Here is an 18,479-nt window from a genome sequence, read left to right on the forward strand (position 1 = left end):
TCAGTTCCGGCTTTTCCTTTGCCCCCGGATTGTAATCCATCGGCCAGAACTGTAGTTGAATCTGTTTCTGAATGTACCCTGCCCTGTCGGTCCGATGATATAGGCACTCCGATTTTTAAAGGTCATCTCCTCCTGTGCCCGTTCGGAATAGTGGAAATCAATCCGCTTACCTGGACTGCCTTTTACGTCAATCTCGGTCCAGCCCGCAAAATTGACACCCATATCAACCCGATAATCACCATTTGGCAGGAATGCTATACCTATTGGGTGGATTTCTTGAAAGAGGACATTATCTTCGACAGCCTGGGCGGATAACGCAAGCTTAGGCTGAAATTCCTTTGCATGCTGCCACGATTTATCCGAAAAATCCGGCAAATTCCAATGGGGAATATCTTTATTCGCGTCGAACAATTCACCACCAAAATTATTCGGCGACCAATTGCCCAGGAGCTTGTTGGGGCTGGGATGTGTTTTCCAGCTTTTATCCGTTGTGATCAGGGCGAGCTGTTTTCCACGGGTATCGTACAGTGCGGCCTGTGCCCGAAGCAGCGGGCTTCGGGGTTTGTCCGCTGTTGCATAAGGCGCATAGATGGACCAGCCGGTACCAAGCCAAAATGCGATTGTATTCTGTCCCCGGTGCAGATAAGCAGCGATGTCATAGCTGACATAACGGGCCCGCTTGCTATGATCGGTCACTGCGGGCGTTAAAATCGGGTTCCCGATTTTTTCCCATTGACATAGAGTTCGTGAAATCCGATCGAGGCAACATAGATCCTAGCATCAGCCACGGTCTCCTTCAATGTGATCGTTTTTCTGAACCAGGGATCATCCAGATTACAGTCTTTCATCTTCGGGTCATAGGTATCCCCGTTCCTATCCAGCTGGATGTCCAGTCCTTTTCGTCGAATAGCGCGCTGGTCCATTTTGCAATCGGACTATACGCTGATATTCTCCCCTGTTCATCCTGAACAGCGACACACCAAAAATAGACCCGGTCCGAAGTCAGTGGCTTACCTTGATACAGGATATGTTGCGTCTCGGATGATTGAATCCAACCGGAATCCCAGCATTCTCCTTTTTGCGAACTAATGCCGCAGAATCTGTAGCGACGAGAATTCGGTAAGCGCGCTGTCGTTGGCCATAAGCACCGCAATTGGTCGCCTGCGGCAGCCAACCTAACCGAGGTTGCCTTTGATCTACGCCTAACGGGTTTGTCCGGTATTCGCAGGTCAGCTGAGCGGGAACAATGGATGCGCCGGATTTTTCAGCAGCCTGCATTACCTGACCATAGAAAAAACATAAAAAAATGCTATAAAATACTTTCTGTATGTGCATGTTCATTCTCTTGTTCTTTTCAATGACTGATTTAACTGATTACTAAGCCAATGATCCCTCCATGACTACAGGATCCCCTGGAGATACATTTTTCCCGAAATTTTTCATACAGCACTGATTGGACTTTGTTAAATTTACGCAACTAATTGATTTAAAAAAACCGATGATCCTAAAAGTCTATCAGCCTGAGAGTCCAGTATTGAAGCGCCACATCGAATGCTTCTATATCCTGGAGAAGACCGCAGCCGAGAAGCCCCTTACCTATTTTACTTTTCCCAGTATCTACAGCATCGTCACCATCAGCGCAGAGACCAGCACCTTCGTCAGCCCCGACAAAATCATCACAACATATTGTCCCACTGCCCCCATAGAAACCAACCTGGTCTGCGACTTTAATCAACCCGTCCTGATCAGCTACGACGGAAAAATAAATGAGATCACCACCTACTTCAAACCGCTGGGGCTAAGTGCTTTTATCGTGCACGACCTGCAGCATTACAACAGTGGAACGTTTCCCGATTTTAACCCCCACGCCGATTATAAAGGGGCCATGACTGCCATTCTCGCTATCGCAGATCATCAGGAGCGAATCAGGGCCCTGGAAGCCTATTGGATCTCAAAACTCCGCCCTTTTGAAGATCCGTTGCTGGAAAATGTGCTCCGCGAAATGCTCCACACCAACAACCTCAATCAGTCCATGACGACATTGTCGCGTAAAATCGGGCGATCAAGGACAACGATCAATAAGCATTTTGATCAGCATATTTGTAAAAGCCCATCCCAATTCAAAAAAATAGTCCGCTTCCGGGCAGCTATTCAAAACCAGCTGGATGACAAAAACAACATAGGCCGATCCTATCATGTTGATTATTTTGATCAGTCGCATATGATCCGGGATTTTAAAAAATTAACAGGCTTTACACCCAAAGTGTTCTTTTCCAAAATAGCAGCCCTGGAGCGGAATGAAATCAAGTGGATTTTTATTTAAGAGGTTTACAAAAATACAATGACCGCGTTTGTTTTTATGGTAACATTGCTGCATAATTAATTCGATGCAACAGTCCATGAAGTTTATTCTATTCATTATCCTCTGTCCGGCGCTGGTTTTTGGACAGCAGAGCACATCGGCAAAACTCGCCCGTTATATGCAGGCACAGGTTGCTATACATCAATTTAGCGGAACCGTCCTTGTGCAAAAAAAAAAGGTACTGTTTTACTCAAAAAGGCCTATGGTCAGGCCGATTATGAGTGGAATATTCCCAATACGGTAGACACTAAATTTCAGCTGGCATCGGTCACCAAACAATTTACCGCGACTGCGATCCTGCAATTGGTCGATCGCGGCCAATTATCCCTTGATGATAAACTCAGCCGTTTTTTTCCAGATTATCCAAAGGCCGACAGTGTCAGCATCCATCAGCTACTGTCCCATTCCTCTGGGCTGGCCATGGGTTTCAAAGAAATCGCGCTATCAAGTATCAGCAGTGATTCGGCCTATGCAGCCATCAAAAAGATTCCTTATGAATTTTCACCCGGCAGCCAAAGTGCATACAGCAACATCGGTTATTACCTGCTGGCAAAGATCATTGAAAAAGTTTCAGGTGAACCTTATGCCGTTTTTTTAAAGAAAATATATTTGAAAAAGCAGGCATGAACAATACGGGTGTCAGCAATAATGATTCGATTGTGTCCAAAAAGGCCAAGGTCTATTACCGCGATGCGCATGGCTTTATTCATAATCCTTATATCAACTGGCAGATCAATGTGGGCCATGACGGTGTTTACTCGACCGTCGAAGATCTAGCACGATGGGACAGCCTGCTTTATGGAACCACTATTTTATCGGCCGAGATGAAGACTAAAATGTTCACGCCCCACAACGCTGAAAACTGGGGCTATGGCTTTATCATCAACCCCTTTTATAACCATGGACATCAACTGATTGCGCACGACGGTGGTTTTTTCGGTACCATGAGTTCTTTTAACCGATTTACCGATGACAAACTTTTTGTCACAGTCCTTTCCAACAATGAATCACTCGCTCATATGATCGCTTATGGGCTTTCGGCTATTGTATTTGGAAAAGAAGTCGAACTCCCGTACCGGCATCATCGTGCTCCGGTGGACTCCACCTTGTATAAGCACTATGTGGGCCATTACGGGCAGGTTCAGATCCTCCATAGGGATGGCAAACTTTATTACAATAATACCGAAACAGAACTTATCCCCGAGTCTGACACAAAATTTTTTAGATCCGACGATAACGACAGGACCATTGAATTTATCCGAGACAAAACAGGTGTCTTCAATTCGATTATTTTAACAAAAGCCGGTGTAAAGGAAATTCTGAGAAAATAGGTTGTTCTGTACAAGATACCCAGTCCCGTTTTTCAGCACAGCTAATTTCCTGATTTCTGTAGTTCACCCTATTGTATCGGACGCGACGGTGCGGAGACCGTCCTATCTACTCCTTTCCTTCCAGCAGCGCATTGACGCACCACATATAGGCCGCCTGGCCGTGGTAATCGCCGCTGTGGCGGGGACGATCATAATAATACTGTTTATCATTCTTTTTATTGGTGCCCACGCAGATCTCCGACACCGCGCCTTGATCGTCCACATAGTTGGCCAGCGCCAGCCAGGCACGACGGGCCACAGGACCATACTGTTTTGCACCGATCCAACCCTGTTTTACACCCGAAATGATTGCATAGGCAAACATAGCCGACCCCGATGTTTCGGCCCAGCAGTCGGCCTCATCGATCAGCTGATTCCACATCCCACTTTTGCGCTGCTGCTGTTTCAGACTCTTCATCATCCTACGATAGCCCTTCAATATACGGGGCCGGTCCGCATGATCCTCTGGGAGCATATGCAGCAACTCGGTCATGCCTGCTGCCATCCATCCGTTACCACGGCCCCAGTAATAAGGCACATCTGGCGCATGATAAAACAACCCATTGGGGCGCTGTAATTTATCCAGATAAAGCACCATTTCTTTGGCTGCGCGATCGAGATATTTCGATTCGCCGGTCGCTTTAAACGCGGCAGTTTGTACGATGGTAATCATGTACATATCGTCAATCCAGAGTCGGGTCTGCCAGGAGTATCCTTTTTGTGCCCAGTCCTTCTCGGCCTGACTGGCATTGTCCGGCAATTCCCATTGCGTATCGGCATAGCGCAAGCCAAGGTCCAGGTAGCTTTTATCTTTGGTCAGCTGATAAAGCCGCAAAGGAAGACTCCCGAACATATTTAAGTCGACGTGATTTTTAATGGGCAGCAGCTGCGGCTCGCTTGCCGTTAATTTGGAGAAGCGGCCTTTCATGGCCTGCATCAACTCCACATCACCGGTTAAGTGTGCATAGTTAATGGCACCCGTCCAATAAAACGTCTCCGGATAACTGATCCATTTCCCCGCATGCAGCATATGCTTGCCTGCAATGAAACGACGTGCAATGCGGTATCCCACTTCCTTGGGGTCCGCAGCAGCCGGAAAATTTACCAGATCGGCCTGTGCCATTAGAAAGTGAACAGGAAGCACCCATAAAAACAGAAAGATTTTCTTTATCATACCAAATCATTTTACGTTTTAAATTACTGTGTTAAAAAAATCCTGAACCGATCTCCAAGAGAGCGGATCGGTTCAGGAGCATCGACAGGTCTAGTCTGCTGTTGCTTCATCCGCAACGGCATCCTCCCATTTATCCCATACCGGAGTAGCGGGGTTATAACCGTCGTAGCCATAATTTTGCTTTAACTGGCCTTTAATGTTGGAGGTAATCGCCACATTTGGAATCGGCCAGTACATATTCTTTTGTCCATGGTATACTTGATATCACTTAGACCGGTTGCATTGACATGAATGATGCCTTTGTTATATAAGCTATAATGCACGATACGCTGGTACCAGTAGCTTCCACCGATCGCATCGGTACCACTCTGTTTGTCGAAATTGTCCAGATTGTATACATTTCCCCATTCATCAGGTTTACCACTGCGTGCCAGGCAGAGCGATACCCTTTTGAGCTCCACATTGCGCCATTCCTCCCAGTAGAGTTCGCGGGCCCTTTCGTTCATGATATCCCCAATGTTCACGGTCCCCTGATACAGTTCGGTACATTTTGCGCGCTGGCGCACGGCGTTTAGGTCATCTTTGATCGTTCCATCGGTCGGGTTGATATAATATTTGGCTTCGGCGCGCAAGAGGTAAGCCTCGGCCAGGCGATACAGGTACCAGTCGGCGACACTGCCATTGGTGGCCCCCGTGAACCATCCGAACCACTGATATTGGCCTCACTAACGGGATCATCCAGGAAAAATTTATAGTGTGGCACATCGTACCAGCGGCGGATGGAGTCGCTACAAAGGAGTTTACCCGTTTCGGGATCTTTCAGCGTGACAGGTTTTCCAAAATCCTTTGAAGCTTTATTGTTTACCTTGTAATCTTCCATGCGCACCCAGTTTCCCACTTTGGCGCTATGGCGCAGATCGCCTTCATCTTGCTTACCGTTTACAGCCCATACCCCTTCGATTGGAAAGATGTTGGCCGGAAAGTCGCGATACCGCGACCAAAAGCGCGCATATAGTCATATTTTGCATTATAATCCCCACTGTTGCGTTTGATGTTCAACAAGGCCTGTTTACCATCCGTTGTCTGTATGCGGGTGTCAAACACAAAGGGATATAAGATCCGCATGGTCAGCATTTTCACAAAAGACTCCGCATCGGCACCCCGGTTGGGCATCCCCATGATCACCTCGCGGTTGGCCGGAATCAATTTGTTTTCAGGACGGTGCATATCCCAGATGACGTTACGCGTGATGGGCCAGGTCTGCGCCTCACCCCCATCATTGAAGGTTCCGAAACTTTCGGTCATCAGCGCATAACCCGATTGATCGATCAGCATATCGGTCTGTTCCTTGGCTTTCTGATACGCTCCCAGGGCCAGGTAACATTTGGCCAGCAACATCCGGCAGGCACCTTTGTTGATCATGCCGATCAGGTTCATATTTTTCTGGTCGGGCACCCATTGTACGGCAAATTCAGGTCTTTGGTAATCATCTGCAGAATGGCGTCACGTTTGGTGCTCCGGTAATTTTGTTTGGGTACATCGATAATGGTCGTGACCAAAGGGACATCGCCGTATTCAAAGACCAAGGCCATATACCGGAATGCACGGTGAAAATATGCCCGCCCCTTATAGGCATTTTTATCCTGTTCGCTCAAGGTCTGCACCTGATCCACATATTTGATAATGGTATTGGCATAACTGATGCCTTTATAAGTTTCCTCCCACAGGTACCACATACTATTGGAGCGGTCGAGGTTCTGTAGACTGGAGTTGTCGCTTGTCGGGGTGAGCATATTGGCCACATCCGCCATCATGCTGCGTTTGTCGGTATTGCTGGCCACCATCAGTTCGGAGAAGATATACTCCGTACCGAGGGTCAACATCTCATTATGATCTGTGGCCCAATACCCCTTGAGGTGGCGGTCACAGATAGCCATGGCCGACAGCAAGCCAGACTCGGTATTAAAGGTTTCATTGGGCAAATAGATAGACAGCGGGTCAGGCTGCAGAAATTCCTTCGAACAGCTACTTATGGTCAGCGCAGCAGCAAGTAGGATGACGATCCCCTGTTACGGGATCTGGATTTATGTATTGTCAAGTTCATAGCGATCAAATTAATCAGGTTATAAAGATAAATTCACACCGAAGGTAAAGACCCGCGAAGCCCATCCGTTCGGGTTATTACTGGGATGGAACGTCTCCGGATCACCATACTCCCATTCTTTGGTCCAGGTGGCCACGTTGCGCAGGGTGCCATACAGTTTCACCCGGTTCAAGTGGTATTTGGATGTAAATGCCGTTGGCAGCGTATAGCCCACGGAAATATTGTCGAGGCGGATGAAAGAACGGTCGTAAAGGCGCTGTGCCCCCTCGGCCCCGATGGGTCCTTTGGCCTCAATACGGCCATAGCGATCTGTGGGATTATCAGGGGTCCAGTATTCTTTCGCTGGCAGGTTGGCCAGTCCATAAGCCATCCGTCCGCCATCATCATCGTTGTTCAGGTAATTGCCCGACAGGCCTTTGTGCCCCATATACGAATAGATATTAAACGAAAAGCTAAGGTCTTTCCATAAAGTCAGCTCATTACGCATCGACCAGCGGAAACGCGGATCGGTCTGTCCCAAAAAGACCTTGTCGTTATTGTTGTACACCGGTTTTGTACCGTTGGCATTGACCGCATCATCTGCCGTATACACATTGGCTACTTTGGGGTCGCCGGGTGCTTGCCCATATTTGGCTGCGTCGGCAGCTTCATTGGCCTGCCATATGCCCGTCACACGATAGTCCCATATCGTGCCGATGGGCTGACCGATAAACCAGCCATTCGAAATCTCGTCCATTTCCTTGCTGCCGACCACGTTTCCATTGGCATCCAGCACGTCTTCGTAGTTCTTATACAGATGCACAATCTGGTTCTTATTGTACGAGAAACTGAAGGTGCTGGACCATTGCAGCTGCTCCTTTTGGAGGTTTACCGTATTTAAGGTCAGTTCAATCCCCTTGTTGTCCACTTGCCCCAAGTTGGTGGTGATGCGGCTAAATCCTGTAAAATTGGGCAGCTTCTGTTCCATGATCATATCGTGGGTCTGCATCAGGTAGTACTCCAGCGTACCCGAAATCCGGTTCTTCAAGAAGCCGAAGTCGAGGCCAAAATTCCATGCGGTGGTCTTTTCCCATTGCAGATTGGGATTGGCCAGGCGGTCTACCATCAGGTACCGATACTGGAGGAGTTCACCGGCCGAGTTGAGGTAACCATGCATTTTGCCGTTGCCTGAATACAGGTTGGCAAGTGCCAGGTTGGGGTCAGCAAGCTGTCGATTACCATTTTTACCGTAGGAAACACGCAATTTTCCATAATCCATCACATCGGTCCATTTGAAGAATCTCTCTTTGGTAAAGTTCAGGCCAGGGCCAAGGAAGGAAAGGTCGCATACGGATTGGAGGTCCCAAAGGCCGAGTAGCCATCCCGCCGGATGGAAGCCGTAAGCATATAGCGGTCGTCGTAAGAATAGAATAAACGGGCCAGTAAGGCATCTGCTGTCTGGTGCGTGTCGTAGCTATTGAAGCTGCTGTTTTCCTTCGAGCCATTTTCGGTATTGTGAAAGCCCAGTGCATCCGAAGGTAAGATATTACGGGCCTCAATGCGGTCTTTCCAGGATTGCTGCTCCTCCGCTTCCTGCACCAAAGTCAGCATCAGGCGATGCTTGTCCGCAAAGGTCTGCTCCCAGCTGATGGTATTGTTGAGCGACCAGTCAAAGCGTTTGGTCTGCTCGCGGTTTGCCCCACGATCGGCGGGGTTAGATCCGGGCAGCTCGGCCGACATAAAATAGCGGTCGTGGAAATACTGCAGCCGCGGCGACGCGTTGAAGGAATAGGTTATGTTAAAAGGCAGTTTAATTTTCGCATTGAAAATGGAATTAAATACCGTATATCCTTTGTCCAGCTCGAGATATTTCTTCTGAAAATCATAGTTATAACCGCGCTGGCTGAACTGCTCGCTGAGTGGATATTGCAGGGGATTGCCGTTGGCATCGGCATAATCGGCGTAAGGGCTGTTGCGCAGTGTCTGATCCATATCGATATCGATGTTTCCATCGGAGCGATCCTGAAAATTCACATTGGCACCCAATTCCAGCCAGTTGGTTACATGCGCATTGATTTTCATGTTGGCGCGGACAGCCTTGTATGTATCGCTGACGACCGTACCCTCATTTTTGAGGTACCCCATGGATAGGTAATAGTTGACTCTATCGCTGGCACCACTGACGCTGGCATTATAATCCTGGTTGAACCCCGTACGAAAAGTATGGTCAGCCCAATCTACCGTTTTCCGTCCAGAAAGTTCTGCAGTGCATTTCCCTGCAGGCCCAATCGGCGGCCCCAGATACTCTGGTCAGATTCACCATTCTGATTGGTCGACTGCGCGCGCCAGGCATCGAGCGTTAAAGATGCGGGCAATTGGCCGGGATTAAGGTAAAAGCCATAGGGCACGGTGAGGTTTCCGTTGTCATCACGCGTTTGATAGGCCCCAAAGATCCCCGTCGTCGGATCGATGCCGTAGGTATTCTTGGTATACCAGTCTTCCCGATGCTGCATATACGCTTCTGGGCTGAATCTTTTGCGGTATTCGCTCAGTTGGGTAGCACCCGCATTCATGGTCATATTGATGGTCGGCTTCCCCTGTTTGCCCTTTTTGGTACTGATGATAATGACACCACTAGCAGCCTTGGACCCGTAGATGGCCGCCGCAGAGGCATCTTTTAAGATGTCGATCTGCGCGATATCATCCGGGTTGATTTCAGAAAGCTCACCATAGAAAATCATCCCGTCAAGTACCAGCAGCGGATTATTGTGCCCGCTGTTACTATCGTAAACCGAACGCTTACCACGCACCTCAATGGAGCCACCGCCTTTTGCGGAGGCATCATAGCCGATATTCATCCCTGCCGAACCACGGAGGATATCCTGTACGGTTTTGGGGTTTTCATTGGCAATGCGGTCCGGATGGATCTGCAATACCGAGCCCGTCAGGTCCTTTTTGCGCATGGTACCATAGCCCACGACGACCACTTCGTCCAGTTCACCGGTGGCGGAAGTCAACTGCACATTGTACACTTTGGACGGCGTCAGGTCAATTTCCTGGCTCTTGTAGCCCAGCAGCTTGAATACCAGTTTTTTGCATCCAGGGGTACCGAAATGGCATAGGTACCATCAGCTTTTGACGCGGCACTAATGTTGCTGCCGGGTACATTGACCGTCACTCCGGCCAGCGGCTGGCCATTGCTATCCGATATCTTACCCGTAATTTCGCGGTTTTGTTCCCCCAGGCTGACGATGGAGTCCGAGGGCACATTGGCTTTTAAGGCCGTTGCAGGAGCAGCCAGTGAGACTAGACAGAGCAAGCAGGAACAGGGCATCCATGTGCCAGCTCCAAAGCGATAAAAGCGATTTTGTTTTAGCTTACAATTGTTTCTCATAAAGAAATATTCACTTTAAGTGATTTAGAAATTTTATAATTGGTTCCCTCGTATTAAGGGATTTTAACTGTAAAAGTGAAGATTAGCCCTTAGAAAAATAGGACTCGATCGTATCAAAAAAGTGCTATTTTGTCTCAATAACACGATTTTCAATATAAAAAATCAATATGAGTAGGTGGATGGGTACGGAATTGTACCAGAAACTTTCAAAAAGCAGCGCAGACAAAATTTAACTACAACGTTTTCGTAATTTAACTATAACGTTTTCGTATTTTTATTATTACAGAAATATAAGGCGCTAAAGGAGTAATATTTGGGATCAAATAAGACGCTCTTGAAGCAGGCCTTTGGTCAATTGCAACATGTTGAGCCTATCTTTCAGATAAACATTGCTCATCACATTGGAATTAGGGGATAATATACTTGCTTAATGAATTAAAGCAGGATGAACCTTAGTATTCCATGCGTATAGCTACACAATAAACTTTCTGATGCTCATCATATAACCTAGATGCAGCCCTTCATGAAAATTATTCCATTCGAAGGCATCGTATATTGAAGTGAGATGAAACCCCGTGCCGGTTGTCCGTTCCTGATAGGTCACAAACTTTTTGTTGTTAAAATCACGGATGGTCGGTTCAATCTGCTCAAGGAGCAATCTTTTCAGCAAGTCAGCTTCCTGTTGCGATACCGCTGCTGAAGGCCTTGTTCCGGACTGGTAGTTCAAAAAGACTTCCTCGGGAATATGTCCTTCTACCTCAGATCCGATATAAATTAATTTATGTTGTGTGGCAATGACGTGCCCGATATTCCAGATCAGGTTGTTGCTGAAGCCATCAGGAATGCGATTGAGCTGTCCCAATGAATAGTTTTCAAAGAATTTGAGGTAAGCCATTCGGCTCGTTTTCCATGCGCGAAAGAGTGATTCCATGAGATATAAATAGGGTTAACAAGCGTGATCCTTATAGCTTTCCGCTTACCACATTCAGTTGGCAATAGTCATTGCCAGTGATTTTCCATTTTAGCCCCCAGTGGTGTAGGTCAAGGATAATCTTAAGCAGTTCTTTACCTTTTGCTGTTGGGCTATAACGAATCTGAGGAGGTATGGTGTTTTCGATATCTTCGGTAACGACAAGCGCTTCTTCTTTCAGCTCCTTTAAACGTTTGCTCAGTACCTGATCTGAAAGTGTTGGAAACATTCTTTTTAACGTGCTGAATTGCGATACATCTTCTGCAATACAATATAAAATCTGCATTTTCCAACGCAATGATATTTGCAGCAATACTTCGTTCACATCGCATGCCTGTGCCAACGTCTGCAGATTCTCCGTGTTGGTCGATTGTTCTTTTCGGGGTGTTGCCATTCTAAATATCAATTTATAGCTACTCACTTCAGGATGAGTTATTGTGCGGACAAAAGCTTGCCTATACCTTTGTCAGGTATTAAAAAACAGTATAAAATTATAAAAAAATGAAACAACTGAGAACTTTATTTCTGCTTCTCCTGCTATTAGGAAGTATGTTATCCGGTTACGCTCAAAACCAAGATCGTCGTCCGACCTATGTGCTGGTGCATGGCGCTTGGCATGGCGGCTGGTGCTGGCAGGCCGTCGGACAGAGGCTAACTGATGCGCATTACAAAGTCTACGCCCCTACGCTAACCGGACTTGGCGAGCGTAAACATCTGATCGATCCATCGATAGATATCGACACCCATATCCAGGACATTGTCAACCTGATCGAGATGGAAGATTTGCATGATGTGTATCTGGTGGGGCACAGCTATGCCGGTGCCGTGATTGCCGGAGTTGCCGATCGCATTCCGTCACGATTGTACAAATTGATTTTTCTGGACGCTATGATTATTGAAGATGGTCAGAGTCCCATTTCTTTGCAACCCAAGGCTGTGCAAGAAGTTCAGCTCAAAAACATTCAGCGGAAAGAAAATTTTGCTCCTTTTGATGTTACTTTGTTTGGTGTTACAGCACCCAGCATGGTCGCCTGGGTCAAGGATAGGCTCAGTCCACAACCCTTTGGCACATTCGCCCAGCGGCTGCACTTAAAAATCCATATGGTAATGGATTACTCTTGGTCTATATCGCATGCACGGATCCCCAACTGCCCATCATGAAGGAGATGAGTGAAAAAGTACGCGCCGACCACAAGCTCAACTGGCAGTATCGGGAGATCGCTACGGGGCACGATGCCATGCTCACAGAGCCGAAAAAATTAGCGGATATGTTTATGGAGCTCGTGGATTGAATTTTGGTTGATTGCCGAGAAAATAGACTTGGCAATCAACCAAACTAAGCAACCGCTGCTAAAGCCTTTTGGACTTCAATATAAAAGTTTGGATGCTCCATCATCATCGTTAAGCATAAGAATCAGTGCCGATAACGTTCAAAGAATTCATAAGTGCGCAACAGCTGATCGAGGCGTTGGCCTACATCTCCGGAGCGTGTGATCTCATGATCGGCGTGCGGGTGTCTGACATATTCTGTATCACGTCCCAAATATTTGAGCTGCTTGTATAAAAATCACTCTGCACAGGGCCTGTACGATTGTCCTGCTCCCCATGGAAAATAAGTAAAGGTGTTTTTATCTTCTCGGCATAAGTTGTAGGCGATTGCGCCAAAAGGATATCCGCATCCCCTTTTCCCACGGAAAACCATCAAAATAGCGTTTCAACATGGGCCACACATTGGCGCTACCAAAAATACATAGAGATCATACACCCCACGCTGACTTGATGCAGCGCGGAACCTACGCTCATGCGCCAATATCCAGGTGGTTAGATACGCACCATAAGATCCGCCAGTGATAAACAGCTGCGAGCTGTCGACAATCCCGGTCGCAAGCGACAGATCCACGGCCTTAAGGACATCACGTGATGGTCCAGGTCCCCAGTCTTTAAAATTAGCTTTTAAAAAACTTTCCCCATAGCCACTCGAACCGCGTGGATTCGAAAACAATACCGCATAGCCGCGCGCGCGAAAATACTGGTACTCGTGCCACATACTGGCATCCGCAGGACCGAACATGGAAGCTGGTCCACCATGAATCTCTACCAGAAGCGGATAACGTTTGTCCGTCTGGTAATTTGCAGGCTCCAAGAGCCAATAGTCGACCTCCAGCCCCTTTTCATTTCGAAAACTGCTTTTTTGTGCAATACCAATATTTTTTTCGATAGCCATCCTGAATTGATCTCACTAATGACAGCACTATTTTTAAAATTGGCGTCCGCACGGTACAGCTCTGATGGATTTGCGAAAGTAGTTTTTGTGTAGAAAGCTTTCTGACCATTTACCCAATAGTCACCGATCCCTCTTCCATCGAACTCAAGGTGCGTATATTGCCGGTTTTTATATCCGCGCGATTTATGGTACGTCCGCCTCTATCCGACGCAATAAAGTAGACTGATTTTTCATCTGCTGAAAACTGTATATTACTTAGGCTACGGTCTACAGCCAAGCTATTACCTTTCCACTTTTGGGTATTATAGATAAACAATTCACCGACTGTCAATGAATTCTGCCGACCTCGATTCACGGCAACCCATTTTCCTGATGCCGATACCGCAGCCACCTGAAAGCGATGTATGCTATCCCCAGAATTACCTGTCTTTTTTACTAGGCAGGTCAAATAAGATCAGATCCGTCGATGCTACGCGGTCCGGATGAAGGCCATTTTCGGTCTCTACGCTTAAAAGCACCTTGTTGTTCCCTAAAAATTCCGCTCCTGTATAGCTTCGAAAGCCTTGGGTTAAAGGAACAGGCTGTGTGTTGGCTGCGAGATCCAAGATGTACCAATGTGTAAAGCGGATTTCGCCCGTCGTTGAATTTTCTGTCTGAAACTGCAATTTGTTGGTCACTTTGGCGATACCCTGCTGTTCATCATGTTTGAGATAGGCAATTATTTCTGCTAGGCCGCCGTCACGATCTTCTTGCGCAGGTTCAGCTAATAAGGATGCATTATGGCTATCCGCCGGTTTTTCCGTCGACCATGGTGGCACATAGCCAGCAGGATTGAAATCTTTACTTTTTACCAGCTCGCCAAGCGTAAAGCTAGTTGATAAAAGTACCTTTGAACCGTCCGGACTGAATCGTACAGTACCCAGCCCCTGCTCGAGCTTGGTTAGCTGTTGAGGCTCTTGACCGTCTGATGGAAATAAAAAAGCTGCGAACGTTTGTTGCTTCCCTTGCCAACAGCCCATCTGCGTCCATCCGGGCCGTACAAGATTTGTGTAAATTGCTGGCCCACCTTTAGCGGATCAGCCTTTGCTGTCGATACCGTTCTGTTTACATACCAGAGCGTTTCATAACGAAAACCGCCATGCTTGGTCGTATCGGCAACAATCCGCGCACGGCATAAGCCAGTTCACTTCCGTCCGGTTTCACCTGCAGGTCAACGATATTTTTATTCGAACCAGATCACTCGCCACGATCAAACTATCCGTCGCCGGTGCCCCGGCAAAAGCTGGAGAAATACTCCCCAGCAGCAGACAAATTAGGTAGCACTTCCAACCTTTGTATTCACTAGCTTTCATTGAGTTTTTCGATTAATTTTTGTGCAGAAATACGGGCTTTGCGCTGTATAAAATCAGCGTCGGTATTGTCGCCAATTTCATAGACCAATGCTTCGGTATTATACGTTTTATACAAATAGCTATAAGCCGTAAAGGTCGAGCCACCCAAATACAGGGGCTTCACCAGTGGTTCATACCCTGGAATAGCTTCCTTGACCGCGGTTATCCAGGTGGGAATAAAGCCAGGAAACCGACTTGGCAAGGCAGGATCCACCGTGTAGTAAATATCGCTTCCCGTAGAATGAAAATCGATGGTAAAATAAAGCTCGCGGCCCTGCTGCTCGATTTCTCGTTTAAAATAATCGCGCAGCGCCACAGTCTCAGGCTGGTTAAATTCGGCCCAGTCACGGTTGAGGTCAACGCCATTGGCATTGGCACGCCAATGCCCTAGATCCACTCCGTCGGGATTAACGATGGGGATCAGGTAAATACGATATTTCTCACGAAACCGCTTTGCATCGTCGCTATTACCCAAGAGGTATTCGACAAAGCTGGCATATGCATAATGTCCTGTAATTTCGGGTGGATGCTGTCTCCCGAGGACCGCAATAGCCTTTTTACTTTGCGGATTGCCCGCCACATATACATTAATTGGTTTGCCAAGGGCCGTTTTACCCACTTCCTGTTTTTGTATTTGAACAGCAGGATTTACCTGTTCAATCCAGCTATATACTGCTTTCGACGGAATATTTGCCTGTGCCGAGATCCATGTTCTCTTACTGGAGATCGGCAGGTCAAAAGAAGCACCGTTGATCTTATTCCAGTTCGTTCCGTCTATACTCACTTTCGGGTCGTAACGATGACGCACGCCGGAAGGATAGTCAAGCTGGATTTTTATCGTCGTATCGCGGGTGGACCAGACCTGAAAACCATACCAGGGACTAGGATTGATCGGCGTGCGTTCCGGCGCGACCTGCAGGTGGTATACGCCTTCACTGGATTTTGTGAGTCCATTCAGTCGGGCACCATCGTAATCATTGCTAAAAAGACCCGTTGATCCACTGTGAAAGTGCCGCGTTCCTGTTTGACGATAGCTTGGGATTTGGTCGATTCATAGCTAATCGGATTCTGCCCTTTAAAATCTTTTTCAGTCCGCCAATCTCGGTTTTCCCTTGATTAAACAAACTGTCCAAAACCTTTCCCAGTTCTTCGCCACGGACATTCTTGGCAATGATTGTCCCTTATCATCCACAAAAAATTGGCGGGAATTGCCCGAACAGCATAAGTAGTGGCAATTTCGCTGTTCCAGTATTTTAATTCGGAGACATGCTGCCAGGTCAGGTGATCGTCGGCAATACCTTTGAGCCAAGCTTCTTTCTTCTTGTCCAGTGAAATAGCATAAATTTCAAAGCCCTGGGATTTATATTTTTGATAATTAGCCACAATATTGGGATTTTCCTTCCTGCAGGAGGACACCATGAAGCCCAAAAATCAATCAATGTATATTTCCCAAATGATCGTAGAGCGCCTGCGGGTTGCCATCAGGGTCATTGGCGACAATGGCCGGGGCTTTCTTGCCTACGGCTACCTGCCGCGTCACGGCGATGATTTTGCGAAGATCCTGTATATAACGCGATTGCTGCTGAGGCCCGGAGAGCAGGGCGATATGCGCTTCCAGTTCTTCCGGAGACAAGCGATAGGACCATTCCCTGTAGAGAAGGTAGCTTGAAACGATATTATCCGGATATTTTGGATGAAGGATCGTATATCGGGTTTGCGCTGCGCCCGATATTCTTCAAAGAGTTCTTGGCTTTTCGACCCAGATAATGATACCGACTGTCTGTTGTCATCTTTTGCATCGATCGTCACTTTATTATCCCCTACATCGAGAAAAACATAGCTCGGAACCACATCCCGCTCTGTAGAAATGCCATACAGGTCAGGCAACGGAAGTTGCTTTCGGAAAGCAAAGGAGCCCTTTTTCACCTGAGCAGAATCAATCACTGTAAATATTTTATTTTCAAAACGTTGCAGATACACCACAGTAGCATCGCTATTCTTGACCGTTCCTTTGAGTGACAGGGTCTGTTGTTGTGCGTGTAAGGATCCTGCACTGACCAGCAGTAAAGGAATAAGGAATTTACTTGTCTTATTCATGTTTGACTAGTTTAGTTAAAAAGTTTATTGGTCGCCAATTCGGTATTAGGCGCTGGAAAAATATAGTTCTGGGCTGTTGTAGGTACCGAAGGTGTCTGTATATTCGCATCACCTTTTGCAGGTAGCTCTTTCAATTGACGGAGCAAATCGTATCCCCGCAAGCCCTCACCGAGCAATTCTATTCGTCGTTCTTTGGCAATGGCTTCCAAGATGGCCGTTTTGCTTGCCAGAGCGGGCCCAGGAAATTCAAAACTCGCATCAGATCGTTGGTGTACAGCCTTTAAGAGTGAGCCTGCGATCGTTAGCTGTTCAGCCTGCGCAGCAGCTTCTGCATAATTTAACAAGACCTCAGCATAGCGAATAACCGGAATATAGTCTACGTAAGGCGAAGCCTTAGCATACTTTTTCAGGTACTGTTTGTCACCATTTGCCTGAAGGAGGCTACGCCGTTTGTCCGCCTGACGCCACTGCGTGTCGTTTAGAATACCATTTGGATTAAGATAATATTCTTTATTGACCAGATAGACATAGCCTATCGCAGACTGCCCCGAAAGTGCATCCGTTGTGCTCGCCGGCATACTTAAAATAGATTCCGGCGTGGTATAATTGCCCCCAAAAATCGTCGTAATATCTGTCTGTAACTCATTCGCAACGCCTTGCTGCGCCTTAAATGGTGCAATTTGCTGCGGGACGATCTTTTTGCTTCCTCCAGTACCTTTGCATAATTATTGATCGTCAGGTAAACCCTGGTTTTGAATGCCCGGGCTGTATTTTTATGCGCCCGCGTCGTATTGAGCAGCGCGGTTGAATAGTTTTCTGGCAAATCCTTTTCAGCCTCATCGAGATCGCTCAAGATCTGTTTGTACACCTGTGCAACCGTACTGCGGGCCAGATCATTGTTGTTTCCGTCCACCTCGGCCTGCAGGCGTAAAGGTAGTCCCGGCGAGGCCCCTGATCTTTGTTGTAGGGTTGCGCAAATACCGTCACCAAGCTAAAATAAGATACTGCACGCAGGAACTTTGCTTCTGCAATATAAGCTTTGGAAAGTTCAGTGCCGATGACTTCAGTCCCGGGACTGAGGGCAGCAATCAGGATATTCGCGCCGTTAATCGTAGTATAGGCCGCAGACCAGAGGTTGTTGATATCATTGGATCCCGAACTGTAGGAATTGTTCCAGCTTTCATAGGCTGTATAGCTATTGGCCGTCACATTGATAAAATCCTCGCCGCGGACATCCTGGTAAAGGAGATAACGTCCGCCATACAAACTGGCCGATTTTAAGCTTTTATAAATGCCATTGACGACCCCCTCGATCCGAGCAGGCGTATCAAAGACGTTTTTATCCGATATAGAGGTAGTCGGCACAGGAAACAATCCGTCATCCCTTTTGCAGGAGTTCAGGTAGATACCAGTA

The 18,479-nt window shown here is 47.3% G+C and carries 28 protein-coding genes and 1 pseudogene; 4 read left to right on the forward strand and 25 right to left on the reverse strand.

The window, feature by feature from the left end; translation table 11 throughout:
• From KUH03_RS01360 to KUH03_RS01370, 3 genes are all read right to left on the reverse strand, one after another.
• A complete protein-coding gene (locus KUH03_RS01360) occupies positions 1–696 on the reverse strand; it encodes a family 78 glycoside hydrolase catalytic domain (protein ID WP_257091221.1) in 696 nt (231 codons plus the stop codon).
• Positions 697–704: 8 nt separating this feature from the next.
• Positions 705–923 (reverse strand): hypothetical protein, encoded by a 219-nt coding sequence (locus KUH03_RS01365; RefSeq protein ID WP_257091222.1) that lies wholly within the window; start codon positions 921–923, stop codon positions 705–707.
• 79 nt (positions 924–1,002) lie between these two features.
• Complete coding sequence (locus KUH03_RS01370; RefSeq protein ID WP_257091223.1) at positions 1,003–1,335, reverse strand: hypothetical protein; 333 nt, start codon at positions 1,333–1,335, stop codon at positions 1,003–1,005.
• A 163-nt stretch (positions 1,336–1,498) separates the two neighbouring features.
• Between KUH03_RS01370 and KUH03_RS01375 the strand changes: the two genes are divergently transcribed.
• Both KUH03_RS01375 and KUH03_RS01380 read left to right on the forward strand, forming a co-directional pair.
• Complete coding sequence (locus KUH03_RS01375) at positions 1,499–2,323, forward strand: AraC family transcriptional regulator (protein WP_257091224.1); 825 nt, start codon at positions 1,499–1,501, stop codon at positions 2,321–2,323.
• A 267-nt stretch (positions 2,324–2,590) separates the two neighbouring features.
• Positions 2,591–3,693: pseudogene (locus KUH03_RS01380) on the forward strand (serine hydrolase domain-containing protein).
• A 106-nt stretch (positions 3,694–3,799) separates the two neighbouring features.
• Here KUH03_RS01380 and KUH03_RS01385 read toward each other — a convergent pair.
• The 12 genes from KUH03_RS01385 to KUH03_RS01440 form a co-directional block, all read right to left on the reverse strand.
• A complete protein-coding gene (locus KUH03_RS01385; RefSeq protein ID WP_257091225.1) occupies positions 3,800–4,906 on the reverse strand; it encodes a glycoside hydrolase family 105 protein in 1,107 nt (368 codons plus the stop codon).
• A 90-nt stretch (positions 4,907–4,996) separates the two neighbouring features.
• Positions 4,997–5,122 carry a hypothetical protein gene (locus tag KUH03_RS01390; protein WP_257091226.1) on the reverse strand — a complete coding sequence of 42 codons (126 nt, stop codon included), beginning with the start codon at positions 5,120–5,122 and terminating at the stop codon, positions 4,997–4,999.
• A complete protein-coding gene (locus tag KUH03_RS01395; protein ID WP_257091227.1) occupies positions 5,089–5,538 on the reverse strand; it encodes a RagB/SusD family nutrient uptake outer membrane protein in 450 nt (149 codons plus the stop codon). Before KUH03_RS01395 ends, KUH03_RS01390 begins: the two co-directional genes overlap by 34 nt.
• Entirely contained in the window at positions 5,478–5,804 is a 327-nt protein-coding gene (locus KUH03_RS01400; protein ID WP_257091228.1) for a hypothetical protein, read from the reverse strand. Before KUH03_RS01400 ends, KUH03_RS01395 begins: the two co-directional genes overlap by 61 nt.
• 41 nt (positions 5,805–5,845) lie before the next feature.
• Positions 5,846–6,361, reverse strand: a complete 516-nt coding sequence (locus KUH03_RS01405; RefSeq protein ID WP_257091229.1) for a hypothetical protein — start codon at positions 6,359–6,361, stop codon at positions 5,846–5,848.
• Positions 6,340–6,888, reverse strand: coding sequence for a RagB/SusD family nutrient uptake outer membrane protein (locus KUH03_RS01410; protein ID WP_257091230.1), 549 nt, complete (start codon positions 6,886–6,888; stop codon positions 6,340–6,342). The genes KUH03_RS01405 and KUH03_RS01410 overlap by 22 nt, the downstream gene beginning before the upstream one ends.
• Before the next feature lie 141 nt (positions 6,889–7,029).
• Positions 7,030–8,268 (reverse strand): TonB-dependent receptor, encoded by a 1,239-nt coding sequence (locus KUH03_RS01415; protein ID WP_257091231.1) that lies wholly within the window; start codon positions 8,266–8,268, stop codon positions 7,030–7,032.
• Between the two features lie 38 nt (positions 8,269–8,306).
• The gene (locus tag KUH03_RS01420) at positions 8,307–9,134 is read right to left on the reverse strand and encodes a TonB-dependent receptor (RefSeq protein WP_257091232.1); all 828 of its coding nucleotides are present in this window, start codon (positions 9,132–9,134) and stop codon (positions 8,307–8,309) included.
• 92 nt (positions 9,135–9,226) lie between these two features.
• On the reverse strand, positions 9,227–10,021 hold the full coding sequence (locus tag KUH03_RS01425; RefSeq protein WP_257091233.1) for a TonB-dependent receptor plug domain-containing protein: 795 nt from the start codon (positions 10,019–10,021) through the stop codon (positions 9,227–9,229).
• An 11-nt stretch (positions 10,022–10,032) separates the two neighbouring features.
• Complete coding sequence (locus tag KUH03_RS01430; RefSeq protein ID WP_257091234.1) at positions 10,033–10,383, reverse strand: carboxypeptidase-like regulatory domain-containing protein; 351 nt, start codon at positions 10,381–10,383, stop codon at positions 10,033–10,035.
• 472 nt (positions 10,384–10,855) lie between these two features.
• Positions 10,856–11,314 (reverse strand): DinB family protein, encoded by a 459-nt coding sequence (locus tag KUH03_RS01435; protein WP_257091235.1) that lies wholly within the window; start codon positions 11,312–11,314, stop codon positions 10,856–10,858.
• 31 nt (positions 11,315–11,345) lie between these two features.
• Complete coding sequence (locus KUH03_RS01440) at positions 11,346–11,774, reverse strand: helix-turn-helix domain-containing protein (protein WP_257091236.1); 429 nt, start codon at positions 11,772–11,774, stop codon at positions 11,346–11,348.
• Positions 11,775–11,854: 80 nt separating this feature from the next.
• On the opposite strand from KUH03_RS01440, the gene KUH03_RS01445 reads away from it, so the two are divergent.
• Together KUH03_RS01445 and KUH03_RS01450 are read left to right on the forward strand one after the other, a co-directional pair.
• Positions 11,855–12,514, forward strand: a complete 660-nt coding sequence (locus KUH03_RS01445; RefSeq protein ID WP_257091237.1) for an alpha/beta fold hydrolase — start codon at positions 11,855–11,857, stop codon at positions 12,512–12,514.
• The gene (locus tag KUH03_RS01450; RefSeq protein ID WP_257091238.1) at positions 12,511–12,645 is read left to right on the forward strand and encodes a hypothetical protein; all 135 of its coding nucleotides are present in this window, start codon (positions 12,511–12,513) and stop codon (positions 12,643–12,645) included. The genes KUH03_RS01445 and KUH03_RS01450 overlap by 4 nt, the downstream gene beginning before the upstream one ends.
• Positions 12,646–12,826: 181 nt before the next feature.
• Here KUH03_RS01450 and KUH03_RS01455 read toward each other — a convergent pair whose 3' ends face one another.
• The 10 genes from KUH03_RS01455 to KUH03_RS01500 all read right to left on the reverse strand — a co-directional run bounded on the left by KUH03_RS01455 (position 12,827) and on the right by KUH03_RS01500 (position 18,430).
• Positions 12,827–13,045, reverse strand: a complete 219-nt coding sequence (locus KUH03_RS01455) for a S9 family peptidase (protein WP_257091239.1) — start codon at positions 13,043–13,045, stop codon at positions 12,827–12,829.
• Positions 13,046–13,067: 22 nt separating this feature from the next.
• Positions 13,068–13,577 carry a S9 family peptidase gene (locus KUH03_RS01460; protein ID WP_257091240.1) on the reverse strand — a complete coding sequence of 170 codons (510 nt, stop codon included), beginning with the start codon at positions 13,575–13,577 and terminating at the stop codon, positions 13,068–13,070.
• A 109-nt stretch (positions 13,578–13,686) separates the two neighbouring features.
• A complete protein-coding gene (locus KUH03_RS01465) occupies positions 13,687–14,025 on the reverse strand; it encodes a hypothetical protein (RefSeq protein WP_257091241.1) in 339 nt (112 codons plus the stop codon).
• Positions 13,997–14,596: a hypothetical protein gene (locus KUH03_RS01470; RefSeq protein ID WP_257091242.1), complete on the reverse strand. Its 600-nt coding sequence runs from the start codon at positions 14,594–14,596 to the stop codon at positions 13,997–13,999. Before KUH03_RS01470 ends, KUH03_RS01465 begins: the two co-directional genes overlap by 29 nt.
• A 322-nt stretch (positions 14,597–14,918) precedes the next feature.
• Entirely contained in the window at positions 14,919–15,776 is an 858-nt protein-coding gene (locus KUH03_RS01475) for a M14 family metallopeptidase (RefSeq protein ID WP_257091243.1), read from the reverse strand.
• Between the two features lie 308 nt (positions 15,777–16,084).
• On the reverse strand, positions 16,085–16,387 hold the full coding sequence (locus KUH03_RS01480; RefSeq protein ID WP_373564922.1) for a peroxiredoxin family protein: 303 nt from the start codon (positions 16,385–16,387) through the stop codon (positions 16,085–16,087).
• 117 nt (positions 16,388–16,504) lie between these two features.
• Complete coding sequence (locus KUH03_RS01485) at positions 16,505–17,065, reverse strand: DUF4369 domain-containing protein (RefSeq protein ID WP_257091245.1); 561 nt, start codon at positions 17,063–17,065, stop codon at positions 16,505–16,507.
• A gap of 11 nt (positions 17,066–17,076) precedes the next feature.
• Entirely contained in the window at positions 17,077–17,643 is a 567-nt protein-coding gene (locus KUH03_RS01490; RefSeq protein WP_257091246.1) for a RagB/SusD family nutrient uptake outer membrane protein, read from the reverse strand.
• A gap of 2 nt (positions 17,644–17,645) precedes the next feature.
• Positions 17,646–17,933 carry a hypothetical protein gene (locus KUH03_RS01495; RefSeq protein ID WP_257091247.1) on the reverse strand — a complete coding sequence of 96 codons (288 nt, stop codon included), beginning with the start codon at positions 17,931–17,933 and terminating at the stop codon, positions 17,646–17,648.
• Positions 17,915–18,430: a RagB/SusD family nutrient uptake outer membrane protein gene (locus KUH03_RS01500; RefSeq protein ID WP_257091248.1), complete on the reverse strand. Its 516-nt coding sequence runs from the start codon at positions 18,428–18,430 to the stop codon at positions 17,915–17,917. Before KUH03_RS01500 ends, KUH03_RS01495 begins: the two co-directional genes overlap by 19 nt.
• Positions 18,431–18,479: the final 49 nt, after the last annotated feature.

Source organism: Sphingobacterium sp. E70, assembly GCF_019285695.1.
GTDB classification, from domain to species: Bacteria; Bacteroidota; Bacteroidia; order Sphingobacteriales; family Sphingobacteriaceae; genus Sphingobacterium; species Sphingobacterium detergens.

Bases quoted from the DNA above. Each gene is read 5' to 3' on its own strand.
- KUH03_RS01365 (WP_257091222.1), bottom strand. From the start codon at position 923: ATGGACCAGCGCGCTATTCGACGAAAAGGACTGGACATCCAGCTGGAT.
- KUH03_RS01370 (WP_257091223.1), bottom strand. From the start codon at position 1,335: ATGCACATACAGAAAGTATTTTATAGCATTTTTTTATGTTTTTTCTAT.
- KUH03_RS01375 (WP_257091224.1), top strand. From the start codon at position 1,499: ATGATCCTAAAAGTCTATCAGCCTGAGAGTCCAGTATTGAAGCGCCAC.
- KUH03_RS01385 (WP_257091225.1), bottom strand. From the start codon at position 4,906: ATGATAAAGAAAATCTTTCTGTTTTTATGGGTGCTTCCTGTTCACTTT.
- KUH03_RS01415 (WP_257091231.1), bottom strand. From the start codon at position 8,268: ATGGATTATGGAAAATTGCGTGTTTCCTACGGTAAAAATGGTAATCGA.
- KUH03_RS01420 (WP_257091232.1), bottom strand. From the start codon at position 9,134: ATGGGGTACCTCAAAAATGAGGGTACGGTCGTCAGCGATACATACAAG.
- KUH03_RS01430 (WP_257091234.1), bottom strand. From the start codon at position 10,383: ATGAGAAACAATTGTAAGCTAAAACAAAATCGCTTTTATCGCTTTGGA.
- KUH03_RS01435 (WP_257091235.1), bottom strand. From the start codon at position 11,314: ATGGAATCACTCTTTCGCGCATGGAAAACGAGCCGAATGGCTTACCTC.
- KUH03_RS01445 (WP_257091237.1), top strand. From the start codon at position 11,855: ATGAAACAACTGAGAACTTTATTTCTGCTTCTCCTGCTATTAGGAAGT.
- KUH03_RS01450 (WP_257091238.1), top strand. From the start codon at position 12,511: ATGAAGGAGATGAGTGAAAAAGTACGCGCCGACCACAAGCTCAACTGG.
- KUH03_RS01460 (WP_257091240.1), bottom strand. From the start codon at position 13,577: ATGGCTATCGAAAAAAATATTGGTATTGCACAAAAAAGCAGTTTTCGA.
- KUH03_RS01470 (WP_257091242.1), bottom strand. From the start codon at position 14,596: ATGGGCTGTTGGCAAGGGAAGCAACAAACGTTCGCAGCTTTTTTATTT.
- KUH03_RS01480 (WP_373564922.1), bottom strand. From the start codon at position 16,387: ATGGTGTCCTCCTGCAGGAAGGAAAATCCCAATATTGTGGCTAATTAT.
- KUH03_RS01485 (WP_257091245.1), bottom strand. From the start codon at position 17,065: ATGAATAAGACAAGTAAATTCCTTATTCCTTTACTGCTGGTCAGTGCA.
- KUH03_RS01490 (WP_257091246.1), bottom strand. From the start codon at position 17,643: ATGCCGGCGAGCACAACGGATGCACTTTCGGGGCAGTCTGCGATAGGC.